Consider the following 17,818-nt stretch of genomic DNA (forward strand, 5'->3'; position numbering starts at 1 on the left):
ACCATCGATGCTGACTAAACCGGCTCCGCTTGACCCAAGGCATGACACCCACGATTTCAGTTGTGGCGAACCTTCACTCGACCTTTGGCTAAAGCGCCGCGCACTTGCAAATCAAGTGAGCGGCGGCTCCCGCACCTTCGTCGTCTGTGAGGAGAACACAGTAGTCGGCTACTACGCGTTAGCCTCCAGCGCTATCGCACCCGATGCGACGCCAGGGAGCTTCCGGCGAAACATGCCCGACCCCATTCCCGTTGTTATCCTGGGGCGCCTGGCAGTGGCAACCCGGTATCACGGCAAAGGGCTGGGGCGGGCACTGTTTTTCGATGCCGCTTTACGCGTTGCGCACGCTGCCGACACAATCGGAATACGTGGCATGGTTGTGCATGCGCTATCTGAAGAAGCGAAAGCATTTTATTCAGGGCTGGGTCTACAGGTATCCCCGCTGGATTCGATGACACTGATGACTACCATCGCCACCTTGAAAGCCGCAATTGCCCACCCAGGATAAATCGCCCCACTACCCGCCTGCCTTCCGCCGCTCCGGCAAGCGCCAGGCCAGCACCCCCATCACCGGCAAAAACGCGCACGCCTGGTAAATCGCATCAATGCCCCAGCGGTCAGCCAGGCCGCCCAGCAAGGCGGCGCTGATGCCGCTGACGCCAAAGATAAAGCCGAAGAACATCCCCGAAATCATGCCGGTGCGGCCCGGCACCAGTTCTTGCGCAAACACGATGATGGCCGGGAAAGCCGACGACAGCACCACGCCGATGATCACACTCAGCGCCAGCGTGAGCGGCAGGTTGGCGTAGGGCAATGCCAGCGTAAACGGCAGCGTGCCGAGGATGGACCAGGCGATGACTTTCTTCTGGCCGATGCGATCGACCACCGGGCCGCCCATCACCGTGCCGGCTGCGACCGCGGCGAAGAAGACAAACTGGCACAGCTGCGCGTCATGGGTGCTCAGTCCGAAGCGATGCATGATGAAAAATGGATAGAAGTTGGTAAAGCTGGCCAGGTAGACATATTTGGACAGCAACAGCAGCACCAGCACGATCATCGCATTGCGGATTTGCGTGGCGCTTAAGGCCGGCAGCGCTGCGGCTTTGGCACGCGCGGCGTGGGCCGGATTGCGCGCGCGTTCACGCAGTACATCGCGATACCAGCGGCTTAAGGCAGTCATGATGACGATGCCAACGACGGCCGCGATGCCGCCCCACGCCATGCCTTTTTCGCCTTGCGGCAGCACGATAAACGCCGCCGCTAACGGGCCCAGCGCCGAGCCGATATTGCCGCCCACCTGAAACAACGATTGCGCCACGCCATGCGATCCGCCCGAGGCCAGCCGGGCAATGCGCGATGATTCGGGATGGAAAATCGACGAGCCCAATCCCAGCATGGCCGCGCCCATCATCAAACCCGCATAGCTGCTCGCAAACGCCAGCAGCATCAGCCCGCAGCCGGACGCCAGCATGGCAAATGGCAGCGCAAACGGCTTGGGATGTTTGTCGGTGTAAAAGCCAATAAACGGCTGCAGGATGGACGCGGTGATCTGATACACCAACGCCAGGTAACCAATCTGCGCAAACGACAGATTGAATCCGCCGCGCAATATCGGATAAGCCGCAGGCAACAGCGCCTGCAGCATGTCGTTAAGCAAATGGCAAAAGCTGACTGCACCCAATACGCGATATTGCGTGGTATTAACGCGGGGGACCGGCATGGGGATGGCGGTAGAGGTCATGGCTCACTCGTCATGGCAGGAGTCGATAAAACGCGCTGTGGCAGCGCGGCAGGCTAGGCATCGATGCGCTAGTCGTGATACTAGTGGCGGGCGGCAATGGCCCGCCATCGACAATGGGCCTACTACTTATGAGTTTCGGCCATGGTGCGTGAAGTCCATATTGAAGACATCGATCACCTCGCCAAGCCGTTGGTGGCGACGGGCAATGACTATGACGATGGCCATCGCATCGCGCCGCACACGCATCGACGCGGCCAGTTGTTGTCCAGCAGCACCGGCACCGTGGTGGTGACCACCGAGCACGGCGCGTGGGTGATGCCGCCGCAGCGCGGCATCTGGATCCCGCCAGGGTTAACGCACGCGGTGCGCTGCATCGGCAGCGTGCGCATGCAAAGCCTGTACCTCAGCCCCGAGCATCTAAGCGATATGCCCGCGCACAACCAGGTGGTGCTGATTACGCCGTTTATGCGCAGCCTGTTGGCCGAGGCGCTGGATGTGCCGCTGGATTACGCGCCGCACAGCCGCGACGCCGCGCTGATGACGCTGATCGAACACGAACTACGCACGATGCCCGCGCTGCCGCTGTCGCTGCCCTACCCGGTCGACGCCCGCATCGCCGAACGTTGCTTTGCCTTTTTGCGCCAGCCCGACGTGCACCAGACCGCCGAACAATGGAGCGCTGATCTGGACATGAGCGTGCGCTCGTTTACGCGTGCGTTCCGCCGCGAAACCGGGCTCAGCTTTGTGGCATGGCGCCAGCAAGCCTGTTTACTGGTGGCGCTGCCGCGCCTTGCCGCCGGCGAGCCCGTCACCCACGTTGCGCTTGATCTGGGTTACGACAACCCGGCCTCGTTTACCACCATGTTCAAGCGCGTGCTGGGCGCGGCGCCGCGCGATTATTTGCGCCAGATTGGTTAGCGCAAAAAGGTCGGATTTTCTTGCAAACGCAAATACGGGCCGCGTTGAATTACACCCGCGCGCCGCGTAGGGTCGGGCCTCTCATTTTTTTGCGCGAGTAGGCATTTTCCATGGACACGTATGGCCTGAAAGGCGACTCAGCTTTTATGCGGGAATTGCGTTCTTTGGCGGGTCAGAATCTGCATGACGTTCGGGGCTATACCGATGCACAACTCTTCGACCTTTTGCAGGTGGAGCGCTATGCAAACGAGTTCTGGCAACGCAAAGCCACCTTGCTGTTTGATGGCGAATATCTGCATTGGAATGAGGCCGGGCACAGTCGGAAGTGGCAGGCGTGGTCTGGCCGCAAAGGCTATTGGTCGCCCGTTTTCCAGGATCTGCGCGACAAAGGGCCAATACCCGCCGGGTTTTATGAAGTCAGGCAAAACGAATTCATGCGTTGGGAGGACACCGCGTTCTTTAACCGCGCAGCGTGCATTTTGAATATCGTCAAAATCAAGTGGGGCAGATGGCCCGGATGCACGCCTGCATGGGGTCGGCAGCGTGTGGGCCTTATCCCGAAACCGATGACTGATACACGTAGCCGCAGCGGTTTCACGATACATGGCGGCACGACGCCCGGTTCGGCCGGGTGCGTTGATCTCACCTCGAACATGAGCGCTTTCGCGGATGAATTTACAGTGTTTGGTAAAGACCTGTTGTTAGAGGTGCGCTACAAATATCTGTCCGCAGGCGCGGGTTATCACCACAGCCAACTGGAACGTCCGTGACCGCAAAACCGTGCCGACTGCTGCGCCTGTTGCTCACCTTGGTGCTGCTTTTCATGATGTGCGCCAGTTGCGTGGATTTGCTGGGCTGGAACGATGCCCCCGCGCATCCCGTCTGGTTTTACCAAGGGCGTTCCGCCCTCGCCTTTTATGTCGAAAACATCTTGCTACTGGCCGTATGCAGCTGTGCCTATGTAGCGTTGTGGCGCAGGCAGCGGCCTGGTCTGCGCTTTGCGTGGGCGATGCCTTTGCTGGTTTATCTGGCTTGGGCACAGTGGAACGCTTGATACGGTCAGCAAGATGCGCCGCCCGCCACGTGCAAACCGCAATGGCCGCGCTGCGGTGGCCCAGTCCCGCCCATGTATACTTCGGGGCATGACCGATACCCCCCTCCCGCCCGACGCTGAAGTCGAAGGCACCCAGCCCGATTCCGCCACCACGCTGCTCAATGCCTATCTGCAGCAGCATCGTGCCGCGTTGATTACCAGCGACAACAGTTATGCCGTGTCTGTGCACGGCGAGATCACCGTTAACAAGCGGGTGATCCCGTATCACGTGGTGCCCGACGATGGTTATCTGGCCAAAACCAACAAGTGGCGGCGCATGGATAGTGCGGCGCGGCTGGAGTTGTTGCAGGCGCGCTGGAACCCCAACGCGCGCATCAAGCTGGAAGACCAGCTGATCGAATGCGCGCAAAACGTGCTGAAGATTGCGCAATCGGCCGAGCTGGACCCCGGCAGCGCGCTCAACGCCTTGCAAGGTCGTTACGAACTGGCGCGGGTGCGTTGCAAGCTGGCGCTGGAGCGGATTGAAGACCAGGCCGGCAGCAGCGCCGAAGACCGCCAGGCGCGGCAGACGCGCGATGCGGTTAATCTGTCGCTCTACCCCGAATCGTTTGTGGTGGCGCAAAGCATGTCGCGCCACTTTATCGCAGTGCTGGGCCCCACCAACTCCGGCAAGACGCATGCGGCGATGGAACATCTGGCCCAGGCCGAGACCGGTGCCTATCTGGCGCCCTTGCGTTTGCTGGCGTTAGAAAACTATCGCCGTCTGCAAGATGCCGGTGTGGCGGTCAGTTTGATTACCGGTGAGCAGCGCAAGCTGCACCCGGACGCCACGCACGTGGCCAGCACCGTGGAAATGCTCAACCCCAACAAGCCGATCGAAGTGGCGGTAATCGACGAAATCCAGCTGCTGGACGACCCCGATCGCGGTGCGGCATGGACGGCGGCAGTGTGCGGCGTGCCAGCAAAAATCGTCTATCTGTTGGGCGCGGCCGAAGCGCAGCCTGCCATTGAGGCGCTGGTTAAACGCGTCGGCGGCACGCTCGAAGTCATCCACAAAGAACGCATGTCGCCGTTGCAGATGGACCCGCAACCGCTGGGCACCTTGCGCAATCTCAAGCCGGGCGATGTGTTGATCGCGTTTTCGCGGCGCGATGTGCTGAACTGGCGCGATCAGGTGTTGGCGCTGGGCCTGCCGGTGTCGGCCATCTACGGCAATTTGTCGCCGGAAGTACGCCAGGCGCAGGCGGAGCGGTTTATCACGGGCGAGACGCGCATCGTGGTCGGCACTGACGCCATCGGCATGGGCCTGAACACGCCCGCACGGCGGGTGATTTTTACGACGTCGCACAAGTGGGATGGTTACGCCGAAGGCACCATCAGCGCGGCGCTGGCCAAGCAGATTGCCGGGCGCGCGGGTCGCTTTGGTGAGCACGAGGCGGGCTTTGTGGCCGGGCTGGATGCGCAAACGCACAAAGTGATCACCGGCTTGTTGCGGCAGAAGCTGGAACCACTGCCCGCTACCGGCTTCTTTGTGGCGCCCAATCTGGATTATCTGCAGCAGATTGCCAACGCCAGCGGCCAGACGCGTCTGCAGGCGTTGCTGGAACTGTTTACCCGCCACATCAACGTGCATGACGAATTCTTTTTGCCGGCCAACCTGACCGAGCAAATGGAAAAAGCCAAATGGCTGGATACGCTGACGCTGTCGCTGCCTGATCGCTTTGCCTTCAGCCTGTGTCCGATCTCGACCAAGGTGCCGATGCTGGAACGCGCGCTGCAGGATTGGGCGCGCATCCGCGCCGCGCGCAAACAGGCGCCGTTGCTGCGCATGGAAGGCATGGGCGGACGCAACGAGCTGCAATATCTGGAAGACACCTGCAAGCTGTACGCCGCGTATGCATGGTTGGGTTATCGCATGCCCGAGACTTTCCCAAGCGGCGAAATGGCGCAGGCCCTGATGCAATCAACATCAGAAAAAATTGACCATTTGCTGCAGGCGCAGAACACGCATCGGCGGCGCGACGGTCATGGCAAGCCGCGGCCTCATGGCGGCGGGGAAAAGCGCGGCGGACACTTCCGCCATCGGCGCAGTTAAAACAAACGCCCGCGATCACCACAGCGGGCGTTGTTTTTACCGCGACGACGTGCGCGCCTTAATGCTCCGGCGCAGGCGTCGCGGTGGGCGCGACACCGCTACCGGCCGCCAGCGGCAAGCGTACTTCCACCCGCGTGCCCTTGCCGGGCACCGACACCAACTCGAAGTCGCCACCGCGGGCCACGATGCGTTGGCGCATACCCAGAATGCCGTGCGTGCGCGGTGTATTGCGCGCTTCTTCGGTCATGCCCACGCCGTTATCGGCCACGGTAAACCAGATTTCGTCCGGGTCCAGTTGCAGCAACAAATCCACGCGGGTGGCCTGGGCATATTTGGCGGCGTTGGTGAGTGCCTCTTGCGCCACGCGGAACAGCGCCAGTGAGATATCTTCGGGCAGATGCTGCGCTTTGGCGTCCAGATCCAGCCCCAGTTGCCAGCCGTTGACGTCGGCCATTTCACCGGCAGCAAATTCCAGCGCTTCCACCAGGCCAAACTGCGTCAGCAAGGTGGGGCGCATGCCATCGATAATGCGGCGCTTCATCTGGATGGCTTCGGACAGGTTGTTCAGCACGCGCTGCAGCTTGTCCTGGATTTCCGGCACGCTATCGCCCAACTTGCGCGCTGACCAACTCACATCAATGCGCGCAGCGGTCAGGATTGAACCCAGCTCATCGTGCAGTTCGCGCGCCAGTTGCGATTTCTCGGCTTCGGTCACGTCTTGCAGATGGCGCGCCAGCTCTTCCAGCTGCGCCGTGCGCTCGCGCACTTGCAAGTCCAGCAGATCGTTGTGTTGTTCCAGCTCCTGCATCAGCCGCGACTGCGCTTGCAAGCTGTCGTTGAGCAGCGTGGCCTGGCGGCGCAAGGCGGCTTCGCGCTCAAACGCGGCCGACACATCACTAACCTGAATCACGCAAAAATGCTGCTCGGACGAATGCCGCAACGGCAGAATCTGGATGGCCTGGTGCAGGCGATCGTGCTTGTTGGCGGGATTCGCGTACAAGGGCAAAGGATTGCGGTTGAGCGATCCGGTCAGTATGGCCGGTTGATGCAACAGCAAGGCTTGCTGGATGGCCGCTTCAAACCGCGTACCCGACAAACCCGGAAACAGTTCGAGCACCGGTCGATGCAGCGCCGTGTCTCGCGCGATGCCGGAATGACGCGACATCCAGTCGTTCCATTCCAGTACGCGCAGCGACTGGTCGACCACGATCACGCCAAGGTTCAGCGTCACCAGTACCTGTTCGCATAACGGGCCGATTTCCACCATGTGCTCTTGGGTCTCCATGCTTAGCTCCGCATGGCTTTCTGGATAAAGCGTTCGATGCGTTCGACGAAGCCCTGGTACGAACGCACATCTTGTACAAACGCCACGTGGCCGCTGATTTCGTATTTCTCCACCGAGAAATCGATATGCAGCAGCATCACCACCTGCTCTTGTTCGTCGGTGGCGCCTTGCATGATCTCGACGCAATCACCTTGCTTGAACACCGGCAACGAAATCGAAAACTCGCCTTCCAGCAAATTGGTGATGGTGCCAATGCACGCGTTCAGGATGATGTTGCCCACCTCGGTCAGCGCTTCGCGTTCGATCTCGGACACAAAGGTCAGATCCACCGATTCGCCCAACATCAACCGCACCAGCTGCAGGCTTTTTTCTTCGGGGAAAATCAGGATCGCATCGGCGCCAAATTCGCCGCGCAGTACTTGCGTGATGCTGCACACGCGACGGCTGGTGCCGCCCAGCACCAGCGCAGCCTCTTTGCGCCGCATCAGCCGCACCGACGGAATGCTCAGCTTGACTTCCTCGTTCACCAGCGTCGACAGCGCCGCAGCGGCGCGGCCCATGCCGATATTGAACACCTCCTCGAGGGTTTCTTTCTGTAGTTCAGTCAGCACAATATTCATGGCGTTTACATTCCGAACAGGATTTTGCGGACGCCTGCTTCGTTAATGGGTTTCTCGACGACCGCCACGAAGAAAATGCCCAGGCCTTGCAGCTTGCGCCGCATGCTGTCCTGGATATTGGCCGTTACGATGGCGATCCGGGCGGTCGGGCACACTTCGGTAATGCGTTGGGCGGCCTCGATGCCGTCCATTTCGGGCATGTTCAAGTCCAGCGTCACCAGATCTGGCGTCACCGTCTTCAGTTTTTCCAGCGCATCAACGCCTGAGCTGGCGTGCACAAACTGCCAGTCCGGCATCTGATCCGAAATATGGTTCTGCACCATCATGCGTGATACCGAGCTATCGTCCACGATCAAGACGGTCTTGACGTCGCTTGCCATGCTTTTCCCTTTTGCTGGTTGCTACCAGATCTGAGTTTTTTAATGTGTTTGCGTTGCCGTAACTGGATTACGTCATTTTTTATATGGTTCGTATGCCGCTATTGCACACGATCTCGACAAACGGGTCTGTCGGTGCCCCGCCGACCCGCGCGCCCGCGCACAGCGCGATCTGCCACAACGCCGCGTGCAAATGGCGACAGCCGCTCAGGTCGAGCGGCGCATCGGGATTATCCAGCAATGCGTTCAGTAATGCTTGCGCATCGCCCACCGGGCAAATGCCGGTCAGCATGATGCGGCCGTTCTGTAGTTGTACGCTCATCGCACCAGCCCCGCCGGGTTAAGCACCAGAAACACCTCGCCGGTGCCGGCCATCGCCGTGCCGACATACTGCGGCAAGCCCGCCAATGCACCTTCCAGCGGCCGGATCAGCACATCCACCGTGTCCAGCAACTGGTCCACCAGCAACACAAAGTCGCCCGGCGCGGTGGTGATCTGCAAGGCGCGGCCGCGCGTGCCTGCGGGCAACTGCAGCAAACCGGCCAGATCGAACACGGCAAACATCTGCTCGCGCCAGACCAGCGTTTGCGCGCCTTTGACCGTTTGCAGCGTGGTGCGCGCCAGTGGCAACGATTCGACCAGACTGCTGACCGGCAGGCCAAACAGTTGCTCGCCCGCACGCACCAGCAGCACACGCGACAGCATCATGCTGACCGGCATGCTAAGGCTGATGCGCGTGCCCTGCCCGGGCGTGCTGGCCAGTTGCACTTCGCCACCCAGTTGCCGCAGCGTGGTGCGTACCACGTCCATGCCCACGCCGCGCCCCGAAATCTCCGAGACCGCCGCCGAGGTCGAAAAGCCCGGCTCAAATACCAGTTGCAGCAAGGCCTCATCATCGATGCGCTCAGCGCGTTCGGCATCGATCAAACCTTGGGCGCGGGCGCGCGCACGCACTTTGGCCGGGTCGATGCCCGCGCCATCGTCGCTGATTTCCAGCACCACACGTTCTTCCTGCTGTTGCGCCTGCACGCGCAAGCGGCCGTGCGGCGGCTTGCCCGAAGCGCGCCGCACTTCGGCGTCTTCGATGCCATGGTCCAGCGCGTTGCGCAGCAAATGCACCAGCGGCTCGTGCAGCGCATCCACCACGGCCTTGTCGGCAAACGCCTCGCCGCCACTCAATTCAAAATCCACCGGTTTGCCCAGCTTGCGCTCCAGACTGCGCACCAGCCGCGGCAAGCGTTCAAACACCCGTTCCAGCGGCACCAGCCGCATTTTTTGCACCACGTTCAGCAAATGGTTAATTTGCCGATCCAGCTGTTGCATCGGCGCGGTAAACGCCAGTTGCATTTGCTGCGCGTTGATCGTGGTTTGCAGCGTGTGCCGCGTAATCAGTAGTTCGCTGAGCAAGCCCAGCGCCTCGTCCACCTGTTCCGCGCCAATGCGCAGACGTTCGTTGCTGACCGTCGGGGTGACCGGCGCTGCGGCAACGGGCGCATCGGGCGCGCAGCTTTGCAGCAACTGGGTGATTGCAGCCACCAGGGCATCCGCTTGCAAGGTGGGCGCATCGTCTTCCGGGCGCACGCCGTCCAGCACGCCGCTGCGATCCAGCGCGCGCGCCACATTGGTCACCACCATGCGTACCGACGGCAACACCACCGGCAAGCGTTCGGGCGCCGAAGCCACCAGCACATCGCGTTGTTGTTTCAGCAGCGCCAGATGCAAGGGCAACCGTGCCTCGGCGCTGGCGGCATTGCCGGGCGCAGGCGCAACGGGCGTCAGCGCGGACCAGTCGGGCTGCTCGTTCTGAATGGCGTAATTAAGCAGATAGCGCAACGCCGTCGGTGCGGCTTGCGCGTTCACCAGCGCTTCCAGCCACAGCGCCGTGCTGCGCGCGCGCGGCGACGGCGGCACGGCAGCCAGCAAGGTGGCGGCCTGGTCCAGCAACTGGCCGGTGCGGGCATCATTCAGCGCTTGCAGCAAAGGCGGCAATACCTGCGCCAGGGCCTCATCACGCGGCGGCAACTGGATCAGCTGCAGCGGCTGCAACTCGTACAGATCGAACTCACCGCTGCAATCAAACTTGATCTTTTCAATGGCGCTGGCCGGGCTGTGGCTTAACGCAAACCAGGTCAGCAGATTGCGAAACGGGTCCAGCTCAGCCAGCGCGGGCAAAGTCTGGTTAGGGATGAAGCCCAGCGCCAGCAGCTCGTCAATCTGGCGCACGTTATACAGCGGGTCTTCGCCGGCAAAAAACGCGCCTTCATCGGGGCGATAGCGCAGCAGCACCAGCGGACGCTGGTTTTGCAATGCCGATTGCAGCGCGCGGATGCGCTCGGCCTCGGGCAGGCAACGCAACCAGGCGGCTTGCAGCGGCGGGGCTACGCGCTCGGAAGGCGCAGCATGCGCATCCGGGGCATGCGCCGCCAGGCGCGCTTGCAGCGCGGCATCGTCGCTGAGCGGCGCGTCGGCTTCAATCTGGTCGATCCATTCGCCCAACTGATCGGCCACCTCAAACAACACATCCACCAGCGCGGTATCCAGCGCCAGCGAGCCATCGCGCACCGCCGCCAGCACGGTTTCGCCGTTGTGCGTCAGGTGCGTGACCGGTTCGTAATCAAACAGCCCGGCATTGCCTTTGATGGTATGAAACGCGCGGAACAAGCGATGTACACTTTGCGCATCGGCCTCGCCGCGCCGGGCCAGCGCCAGCACGTCGCCCATGTCGCCAATCAATTCGCGACTTTCGCCAATAAAGCCCGCTAACAGAGGGTTCATGCGCTCGCGCCGCCGGTCAGCATATCGGCGTACACCACCAGTTCGGTGGCATCCACCGGTTTAAGCAGGCACAGATTGGCGCCGGTTTGCGCGGCGCGCTCGCGGTGGCGTTCCAGCGCTTCGGTGGTGATGATCATGGCGGGCGTGGCGCTGGAGCGGGCGTCTTCACGCAAGGCCGCCAGCAAACTGTAGCCATCCATGCGCGGCATGTTCACGTCGATCACAAACAGATCAAACGTATCGACCAGCGCTTTTTCCAGCCCTTCGATGCCGTTGGCGGCTTCGGCCACGGCATAGCCCGCGGCCTCCAGAATCTGCCGGTGGTACATGCGCACCGTGGTGGCGTCATCAACAATCAGAACCCGTTTCATATCAGCCTTCTCCTGACGGCTTTTGGTACACAATCACCTCGCCCAGGCGGCGCGCCCGAAACAACGGTGAGATCCGGCTCATGGATTCGGAATGTCCCAAACAGATATATCCGCCTGGCGCCAACACTTCAAACAAGTGATCGGCCGCCAGCCGGCGTGAGACTTCATCAAAATAAATCAGCAGGTTACGGCAGAAAATCACATCCACCTGCCCCACCTGGCGCACCGAATCGGGATCGGTGACATTGATCGGCATAAAGCGTACGCAATCGCGCACGTCCTGATCCAGCACATAGTGGCCGCTGTCATCTTGCGCGGCAAAATAGCGTGCGCGCACTTCGGCGGGCAGCGCATGCACGGCGCGGGCGGTATAAACGCCGGCCGCCGCCGCCTGCAACATCGCGGTATCGATGTCGCTGGCAATAATCTCGATATCGACGTCATTAAGCGCGGGCCAGTTTTCCAGTAGCCACATGGCAATCGAATACGGTTCCTCACCCGATGCGCACGGGATCGACCAGATGCGCAACGGTGCGCCCGCCTTTTTGCGGCTGAGCACCTCGGGCAGGATATGTTGGCTGAGCGCCTGAAACTGGTATTCCTCGCGGTAAAACCAGGTTTCGTTGACGGTCATGGCATTGATCACGGCTTCCATCAATTCGGGGTGGCCATGACGCAATACATCGTACCAACCACGAAAACCGGTAAAGCCGGCCTCGCGGATGCACGCCACCAGACGCCGGTCTACAAAGTAGCGCCGGCCATCATCAAAGTAGATACCGGTTTTGCGATAGAACAACTCGCGAAATGCGGTGTATTCCTCGGCGGTAATGGGTATAGCTGGCTCGCCGTATTGCTCGGTCATGTCATTCCTGGCCAGAGATATTGCGTAGCGCCTGGCTCACAGCGAGTTGTAAAAACGGTCGGCCCGAAAAGCGCTGCGCCACTTCACGCAAGGCGCTCACATGCCGCTGTTCGCCAATGCGGCCCAGCAGCTCGGCGGCGGCGGCACAGACGTTTTCTTCGTCGTCGCGTTGCAGTTGCAAGGCCATCAAATCGGCCGTGGCCGCATCGGTGTTTTCATCGAGGATGCTGATGGCGTAAATGCGCAGGTTGACGTCGGACGAGCGCAGCAATTGCGCCGCCACCGGCAACACCTGGCCGGTCATGTCGCGCAGCGCGTCCATCACTTCGTTGCGCAGCGTAATCGGGGCGTTGTCCAGCATCTGCGCCAGCTCACGCGCGGCATTGGCATCTGCGCTGCGCACCAGCGTGGTCAGAATGCGTTGGCGTTGCGTGGCCGACGGGTCGGTGCGCAAACGCGCCACGGCCTCGCTGACATCCATATCGGCCAGCATGGCATGGGCAATCACCGGCGCTGGGGCAGCTACATCTTTTTTAACGAGAGGCATCATGTCTCCTTTTCATGTTGTTACCAAGGGGGTCTGAGCCACTTCTGCGAGGGCTGTTGCGATCGCCCATCCCGGCATGATGCGGGTGGCGCCGCCCAGCTCGATCAATGCGCGCGGCATACCGTAAACCACCGCGCTTTGTTCTGATTCGGCAATGGTCAACCCACCGCCACGGTGTATTTCTTTCATGGCGCGCGCGCCATCGTCGCCCATGCCGGTTAACAACACGCCCACCAATTGCGGCGCGCTGAAGACCTTGAGGGCGCTTTCCACCAACGCGTCCACGGATGGATGCCATGGTCGTGTGGTGTCTTGCGGCATCGGCAACAGCATGGGGCCGCCTGGACGCGACACCAGCTGCAAATCACCGCCACCATGCGCGATATAAATCACGCCGTTTTCCAGCGCGCGCAGGCTGGTGACTTCCACCACGGGCAAATTGCACAAGCCCGCCATGCGCTGCGCAAACAAGGCCGTAAACGTGGCGGGCATATGCTGCGCCACCACAATCGGCCACGGAAAATGGGCCGGCAGCGCCGGCAATATGTCTTCGAGCACGCGCGGGCCGCCGGTGGATACCCCAATCAGCACCACGCGATGCGGTTCGCGGCTGACCACGCGCGGCAGCGGCTCGATCGGCCGTGCTGGCGCGCGCGAGCTGGGGCGCGGCGCGCTGACGTGCGCTTGCGCCGCCAGCCGCACCTTGGCCAGCACATCAGCTTTCCAGTCGTCGGTGTCGGCCATGCTGCGCGGCTTTTCCACGCATTCAATCGCGCCCAGCGCCAACGCCTGCAGCGAAGCAAACGTGCCCTTGGCCGTCAGCGACGACAGCATCACCACCGGCGTCGGGCGCTCGATCATGATGTGGCTTAACACCGTCAAGCCATCGGTATCGGGCAGGCCCACATCCAGCGTAATCACATGCGGCGCAAATTCCGGCAGCGCCGCCAATGCCTCTTTGCCGTTGCGACAGACCCGCAATTCGTACTCGCCCGTGTCGGTAAACAACTGGGTCAGCACCTGCCGCATCAGGGCGGAATCTTCGACGATCAACAAACGGATCATGGCGCCTCCGCCATCAGCGCGCGCAATGCGCCCGCCGCGTCCAGATGCACCAGCGCATCGGCCTGCAGCAAGGGCAACATCGGCGTGTGCTCGCCGCGATGAATCAGCTGTTTGATCAGTTGCGCCTGCAGGTCTTGCAAGGCGGGTGCATCGATCAGTTCGTCGGCGTGCAGCGTAAACATCTCACGCATTTCATCCACCAACAGGCCGCTTAACACCCCGCCAATCGGCAGGATCAGTACGCGTGCGCTGGCCGGGATGGCGGCATCGGTGGACTGGTTCAGCAGCGCGCGATAATCCAGCACCGGCACCGATTGCCCGCGCCATTGCAACAGGCCGCGAACGTAAGCGGGCGCGCCCGGCACCGGTTGCAAGGTCGCAGGCAGGCGCACCACCGCATCGGCCGCGCTGATGGGCAAGGCAAAACGATGTTCGCCCATCCGCAACACCAGCACATCTTCAAGCGCGTTGCGCACTGCCATCGGTTTTTCCTCTTCCACTTCGGCGCTTGCCGCGCTCGCTTGTACACGGGCGTTGCTCAGCAAACGGTCCAGATCCAGTACGGTCACTTGTTCGTCCGGCGCGGCCGGGTCGTGATACACCGCGCTCACATCCTGCAGATCGCCGCGCTGCGCCAACAACGGTGGCAACGCGCGCAATGCGCTGGCGGGCACGCGCAAAATGGTGCGCAAGCGGTCGACCGCCAGCGCCACGCGTTCGTTGCCGTGGCGCACCGCCAGCCATTCGGATTGCGCCTGCGCCGGGTGTTCCCAATGCGCACGCAACTGCAATTGCGGCAAGGCGGCCATGGCGGGCGTCAGTTGCCGCGCCACCTGTTCAACGTGTTGCAGCGGCAAGGCGTAGTATTCGGCATTGACGCTGAACACCAGCAAGTCCTGATCCGGGTCGGCCGCGCTGTCCGCAGCGCGAGCGCCCACGCCAGCCGCAGTCAGATGCGCCCCCGCACCGACCGGCCCCTGCGACGGCAACACCACGCTGCTGCGCAGCAGATCGGCCAATGCGCCCAGCGACCACCCTTCCGCGCCCGCGCCATCCACGGCATCCACCCACAAACCACAGCGCGACGGCTGTTGTAGCACCACAATGCGCGCGCCGCGCAGGCTTTGATCAATGCGATTGCCCGGCGCCAGTAACTGGCTGAGCGCAAACACCGGCAAGGCGCTGCCCTGCCAGTTGATCAGCCCCAGCACGGCATTGGGCGACAACGGCAGCGGCGTTAGCGTGCCCGGCCGGATCACCGCGGCAATCGCGGTCAGCGGCAGGCCCACGCGTTGGCGCGCGGCGCAACACAGCAGATAGTCGCCGCCCAGCGCGGGCGCTGCCTCATCCGGGGCAGGCGCCAGTGCAACGGCGGAGGATTGCGCGATATTCATCACAGGTTCTGCAATTCTTCGGCCAGCGCGGCCACGTCTTCAACGGCTTGCGCCAGTTCTTGCGCACCTTGCATTTGCTGGCGCGCGGCCGTGGCGGCCACGGCGGTGGCCTGGCGCGCTTCGGCGGCGGCGGAGGCAATCTGGCCTATGCCGCGCCGATGTTCCTGCAAACCGGTACTGATATCGGCGGCCGCGTCGGCCACCACTTGCGCCAGATTGCGCAATTCGGCAATCGAGGTCGTGACGTCGCCCAGGCCCGCTTGCACCTGGCCAGTCCGTTCGGTTTCCTGCTGCGTGATCTGCGCGATTTCGTCGCCATCGCGGCGCACATCGTTCAGGCTTTCCTGCATCGAACGAATGCGGTCTTTGATTTCGCCGGTATGCGCCATGGCATCGGCGGCCAGACTGCGGATATCGGCGGAGACGCTGACAAAACCACGCCCGGCTTCGCCAGCACGCGCAGCTTCCACCGAACCGGTGACGGCCAGCATATTGGTCTGCAGCACCAGCATCGACACCGAATCAGCCAGCCGTTCGATCTGGCGGCTGCGTGCGGTCAGTTGCAGAATCTGCGCACTGCTTTGCGCGTTTTCGGCATGCACCGCCGCCAGACCTTCCAGCAAATGGCCGACGTCGGTGCCGCTTTGTTGTTGCAGCTCGGCCAGCGCGCTAAAGCGGGTCAACATATTGCTCATGGCGTCGGTGGCAAAACGTGCGCCCTGGTCAATCTGATCGGCTGCGCTGACCATTTCTTCGGCCGCGGCGGATTGGTCGGCTGCGCCGCGGTTGATCTGCTCCAGCGCCGCCATGATTTGCGTGGCGGAATGGCTTAGCTCTTGCACCGACGCCGACAGCTCGCTCGATGCGGTGGCCAGTTCGCTGGCGCGCGCGCGCGAATCGGCTTGCGACGCCAGTACTTCGACCAGATGCGCCAGATCTTCGGCGGCGCGTTCGGCCTGATTGAGCCCCACCGCTTGTTCGGCCACGGTGCGCGCGCTTTCTTCGGTGGCGGCGGCCTGCTCGCTGGATGCGGTGGAAATCTGTTCGGCCGCGCGTTGTGCCAGGCCCGCGGCGCGGCTGGATTCGTCAGCCAGCACGCTGATCCGGCGCGACGCTTCGCTCATCTCGGCGATATCGCGCACCATCTGGCCCAGTTGCCGATTAACTTGCACGCCCGACGCCACGCGTGTGGCGATCTGGCTGGCCGATAGATTGATGCCATCGGCCACTTCGCGCACGCCTTGTTGAATCTCCGTCACCGTGCGGGCGATATCAGCCGCAGCGGCTTCGGCCGCATCGGCCAGCGTGCGCACTTCCAGCGCCACCACGGCAAAGCCTTTGCCGTTCTGGCCCGCTTTGGCGGCTTCAATCGCCGCATTCAGGGCCAGCAGATTGGTCTGGTCGGCGATATACGACACCGACTCGACCACACCACCAATATCAGTGGCCAGTTGTTCCAGCAGCGCCACGCGTTGCGCGGCATTGCGTTGCTTGTCGGCGACGCGGCTCACGCCGGTGACGGCCAGCGCGATATCGGCGGTCACCCGGTCGATCAGATGTCGCAGCGATTCGGTGCCCGTGCGCGCGCTTTCGGCGCTGCGTTGTTGCACGGTGAGCGCGGCGGCGGTTTTCTGGATGACGGCCACCGAGAGTTCGGCCGCGCGCGAGCTTTGTTCCGCGCCCACGGCCATCTGGTCGGCAGCGCGGCGCAATTCGCCCACGGCCGCATTGGCTTCGGTCAGGCCACCCGCCATTTGCGTGGTGGTGGCGGACAGGCGCTCGGCAATCTGCTGCTGGCGCGCCATCTTGCGGGCACGTTCACGCAAGCGGTCCGCTTCGGCGGTCGCGCGGCGGCGATCCGTATCAGCCGGGTTGGCGGTCTCGGTCGGCAAGGGATTGCCAGGCAGGTTGGAGCGCAATAAAGCCATTTTCTTCGTCCCGGATGCCGTATCGCGACGGCTTTGTTGTCATTAAGAATTACAGCGGCAGCCATCTTACCCGCGCCGCGCACTTACTGCGTGAATGCCTGCGTCTGGCGACGCGTCGGTGCTTTCTTGCAGCACTTCGCGCGCGCGGCCCGATGGTGCCGGCCTGCCCGTTTACGCACACTGCTGACAGTCCCAAGCAGAGGTTTTCGCCATGCGTACCCGTACCGCTTTGTTACTTGCAACGCCGTTTCTGGCCGGCGCGGTGGTGGCGTTTGCTGCCTTCCCGACCGGCCTGAACTACGCGCATCCGCAGCACATGGCCGCTGCGGCGTTCAACGATGTCACTTTGCGTCCGCCGGGCCTGGCCACCGATGTGGCGCAGCCGCTGGCCGAAAACGATACCGGCGCCCGACAAGCCGCCTTGCATCCGGCGCCGTCTTATCGCGTGTATCGCTGCCTGGATACCAATGGCGATCTACGCATCGTTGACCATCGCTGCGAAGCGCCCGATAGCGACGCCGAAACCGATGCCACCCCTGCACCACCTAACGCCGAAGACACCGCTGCCGATACCGCCAGCACCGAAAGCGTCAATGCCGATATTGCGGCGTCTTCGCATGGCGCCGCTTTGTTGGCCGCAGCGCCGAATACCTGAACTGAACGTGAAACATCTGATTGATAGCGGTCTGGCCACGCCAGGCCGCTTTTGTATGCCATTTGCAATGCAATCCGACCGCTACATACACAAGCGGCGGCGCTAGTCAGGCGCCGCCGCTTTGTGGC

18 protein-coding genes are annotated in these 17,818 nt (G+C 62.3%); 6 read left to right on the top strand and 12 right to left on the bottom strand.

The features are described 5' to 3' along the window. Positions 1-7: 7 nt before the first annotated feature. Entirely contained in the window at positions 8-508 is a 501-nt protein-coding gene (locus WG78_RS16405) for a GNAT family N-acetyltransferase (RefSeq protein ID WP_053938918.1), read from the top strand. 9 nt (positions 509-517) lie between these two features. Here the strand turns inward: WG78_RS16405 and WG78_RS16410 are convergent, their stop codons facing one another. Beyond that, a complete protein-coding gene (locus WG78_RS16410) occupies positions 518-1,741 on the bottom strand; it encodes an MFS transporter (protein WP_053938919.1) in 1,224 nt (407 codons plus the stop codon). A 141-nt stretch (positions 1,742-1,882) separates the two neighbouring features. Between WG78_RS16410 and WG78_RS16415 the strand changes: the two genes are divergently transcribed. From WG78_RS16415 to WG78_RS16430, 4 genes are all read left to right on the top strand, one after another. Continuing rightward, positions 1,883-2,659 (top strand): AraC family transcriptional regulator, encoded by a 777-nt coding sequence (locus tag WG78_RS16415; RefSeq protein WP_053938920.1) that lies wholly within the window; start codon positions 1,883-1,885, stop codon positions 2,657-2,659. A gap of 110 nt (positions 2,660-2,769) precedes the next feature. After that, the gene (locus WG78_RS16420; protein WP_053938921.1) at positions 2,770-3,429 is read left to right on the top strand and encodes a DUF2778 domain-containing protein; all 660 of its coding nucleotides are present in this window, start codon (positions 2,770-2,772) and stop codon (positions 3,427-3,429) included. After that, positions 3,426-3,713 (top strand): hypothetical protein, encoded by a 288-nt coding sequence (locus WG78_RS16425; protein WP_053938922.1) that lies wholly within the window; start codon positions 3,426-3,428, stop codon positions 3,711-3,713. The genes WG78_RS16420 and WG78_RS16425 overlap by 4 nt, the downstream gene beginning before the upstream one ends. An 88-nt stretch (positions 3,714-3,801) precedes the next feature. Next, a complete protein-coding gene (locus WG78_RS16430) occupies positions 3,802-5,808 on the top strand; it encodes a helicase-related protein (protein WP_053938923.1) in 2,007 nt (668 codons plus the stop codon). A gap of 58 nt (positions 5,809-5,866) precedes the next feature. On the opposite strand, the gene WG78_RS16435 is transcribed toward WG78_RS16430, so the two are convergent. The 11 genes from WG78_RS16435 to WG78_RS16485 form a co-directional block, all read right to left on the bottom strand. Then, the gene (locus WG78_RS16435) at positions 5,867-7,093 is read right to left on the bottom strand and encodes a sensor histidine kinase (RefSeq protein WP_053938924.1); all 1,227 of its coding nucleotides are present in this window, start codon (positions 7,091-7,093) and stop codon (positions 5,867-5,869) included. Between the two features lie 2 nt (positions 7,094-7,095). Beyond that, positions 7,096-7,713: a hypothetical protein gene (locus WG78_RS16440; protein WP_053938925.1), complete on the bottom strand. Its 618-nt coding sequence runs from the start codon at positions 7,711-7,713 to the stop codon at positions 7,096-7,098. Positions 7,714-7,718: 5 nt separating this feature from the next. Next, a complete protein-coding gene (locus WG78_RS16445) occupies positions 7,719-8,093 on the bottom strand; it encodes a response regulator transcription factor (protein ID WP_053938926.1) in 375 nt (124 codons plus the stop codon). A 79-nt stretch (positions 8,094-8,172) separates the two neighbouring features. Further along, entirely contained in the window at positions 8,173-8,412 is a 240-nt protein-coding gene (locus tag WG78_RS16450; RefSeq protein WP_053938927.1) for a hypothetical protein, read from the bottom strand. Next, a complete protein-coding gene (locus WG78_RS16455) occupies positions 8,409-10,865 on the bottom strand; it encodes a chemotaxis protein CheA (RefSeq protein WP_053938928.1) in 2,457 nt (818 codons plus the stop codon). Before WG78_RS16455 ends, WG78_RS16450 begins: the two co-directional genes overlap by 4 nt. Beyond that, entirely contained in the window at positions 10,862-11,236 is a 375-nt protein-coding gene (locus tag WG78_RS16460; protein ID WP_053938929.1) for a response regulator, read from the bottom strand. Before WG78_RS16460 ends, WG78_RS16455 begins: the two co-directional genes overlap by 4 nt. Position 11,237: 1 nt before the next feature. Then, positions 11,238-12,101, bottom strand: a complete 864-nt coding sequence (locus WG78_RS16465; RefSeq protein WP_053938930.1) for a CheR family methyltransferase — start codon at positions 12,099-12,101, stop codon at positions 11,238-11,240. Position 12,102: 1 nt separating this feature from the next. Then, on the bottom strand, positions 12,103-12,648 hold the full coding sequence (locus WG78_RS16470; protein ID WP_161805138.1) for a HEAT repeat domain-containing protein: 546 nt from the start codon (positions 12,646-12,648) through the stop codon (positions 12,103-12,105). 12 nt (positions 12,649-12,660) lie between these two features. After that, positions 12,661-13,713 carry a chemotaxis-specific protein-glutamate methyltransferase CheB gene (gene cheB / locus WG78_RS16475; RefSeq protein ID WP_053938932.1) on the bottom strand — a complete coding sequence of 351 codons (1,053 nt, stop codon included), beginning with the start codon at positions 13,711-13,713 and terminating at the stop codon, positions 12,661-12,663. Then, positions 13,710-15,107, bottom strand: a complete 1,398-nt coding sequence (locus WG78_RS16480) for a chemotaxis protein CheW (protein ID WP_053938933.1) — start codon at positions 15,105-15,107, stop codon at positions 13,710-13,712. The genes cheB and WG78_RS16480 overlap by 4 nt, the downstream gene beginning before the upstream one ends. Continuing rightward, complete coding sequence (locus WG78_RS16485; protein WP_053938934.1) at positions 15,107-17,035, bottom strand: methyl-accepting chemotaxis protein; 1,929 nt, start codon at positions 17,033-17,035, stop codon at positions 15,107-15,109. Before WG78_RS16485 ends, WG78_RS16480 begins: the two co-directional genes overlap by 1 nt. Positions 17,036-17,246: 211 nt before the next feature. Here WG78_RS16485 and WG78_RS16490 point away from each other — a divergent pair, with 211 nt between their 5' ends. Beyond that, positions 17,247-17,690, top strand: a complete 444-nt coding sequence (locus tag WG78_RS16490) for a hypothetical protein (RefSeq protein WP_053938935.1) — start codon at positions 17,247-17,249, stop codon at positions 17,688-17,690. Positions 17,691-17,818 lie beyond the last annotated feature (128 nt).

The organism is Amantichitinum ursilacus (genome assembly GCF_001294205.1).
Classification (GTDB): domain Bacteria; phylum Pseudomonadota; class Gammaproteobacteria; order Burkholderiales; family Chitinibacteraceae; genus Amantichitinum; species Amantichitinum ursilacus.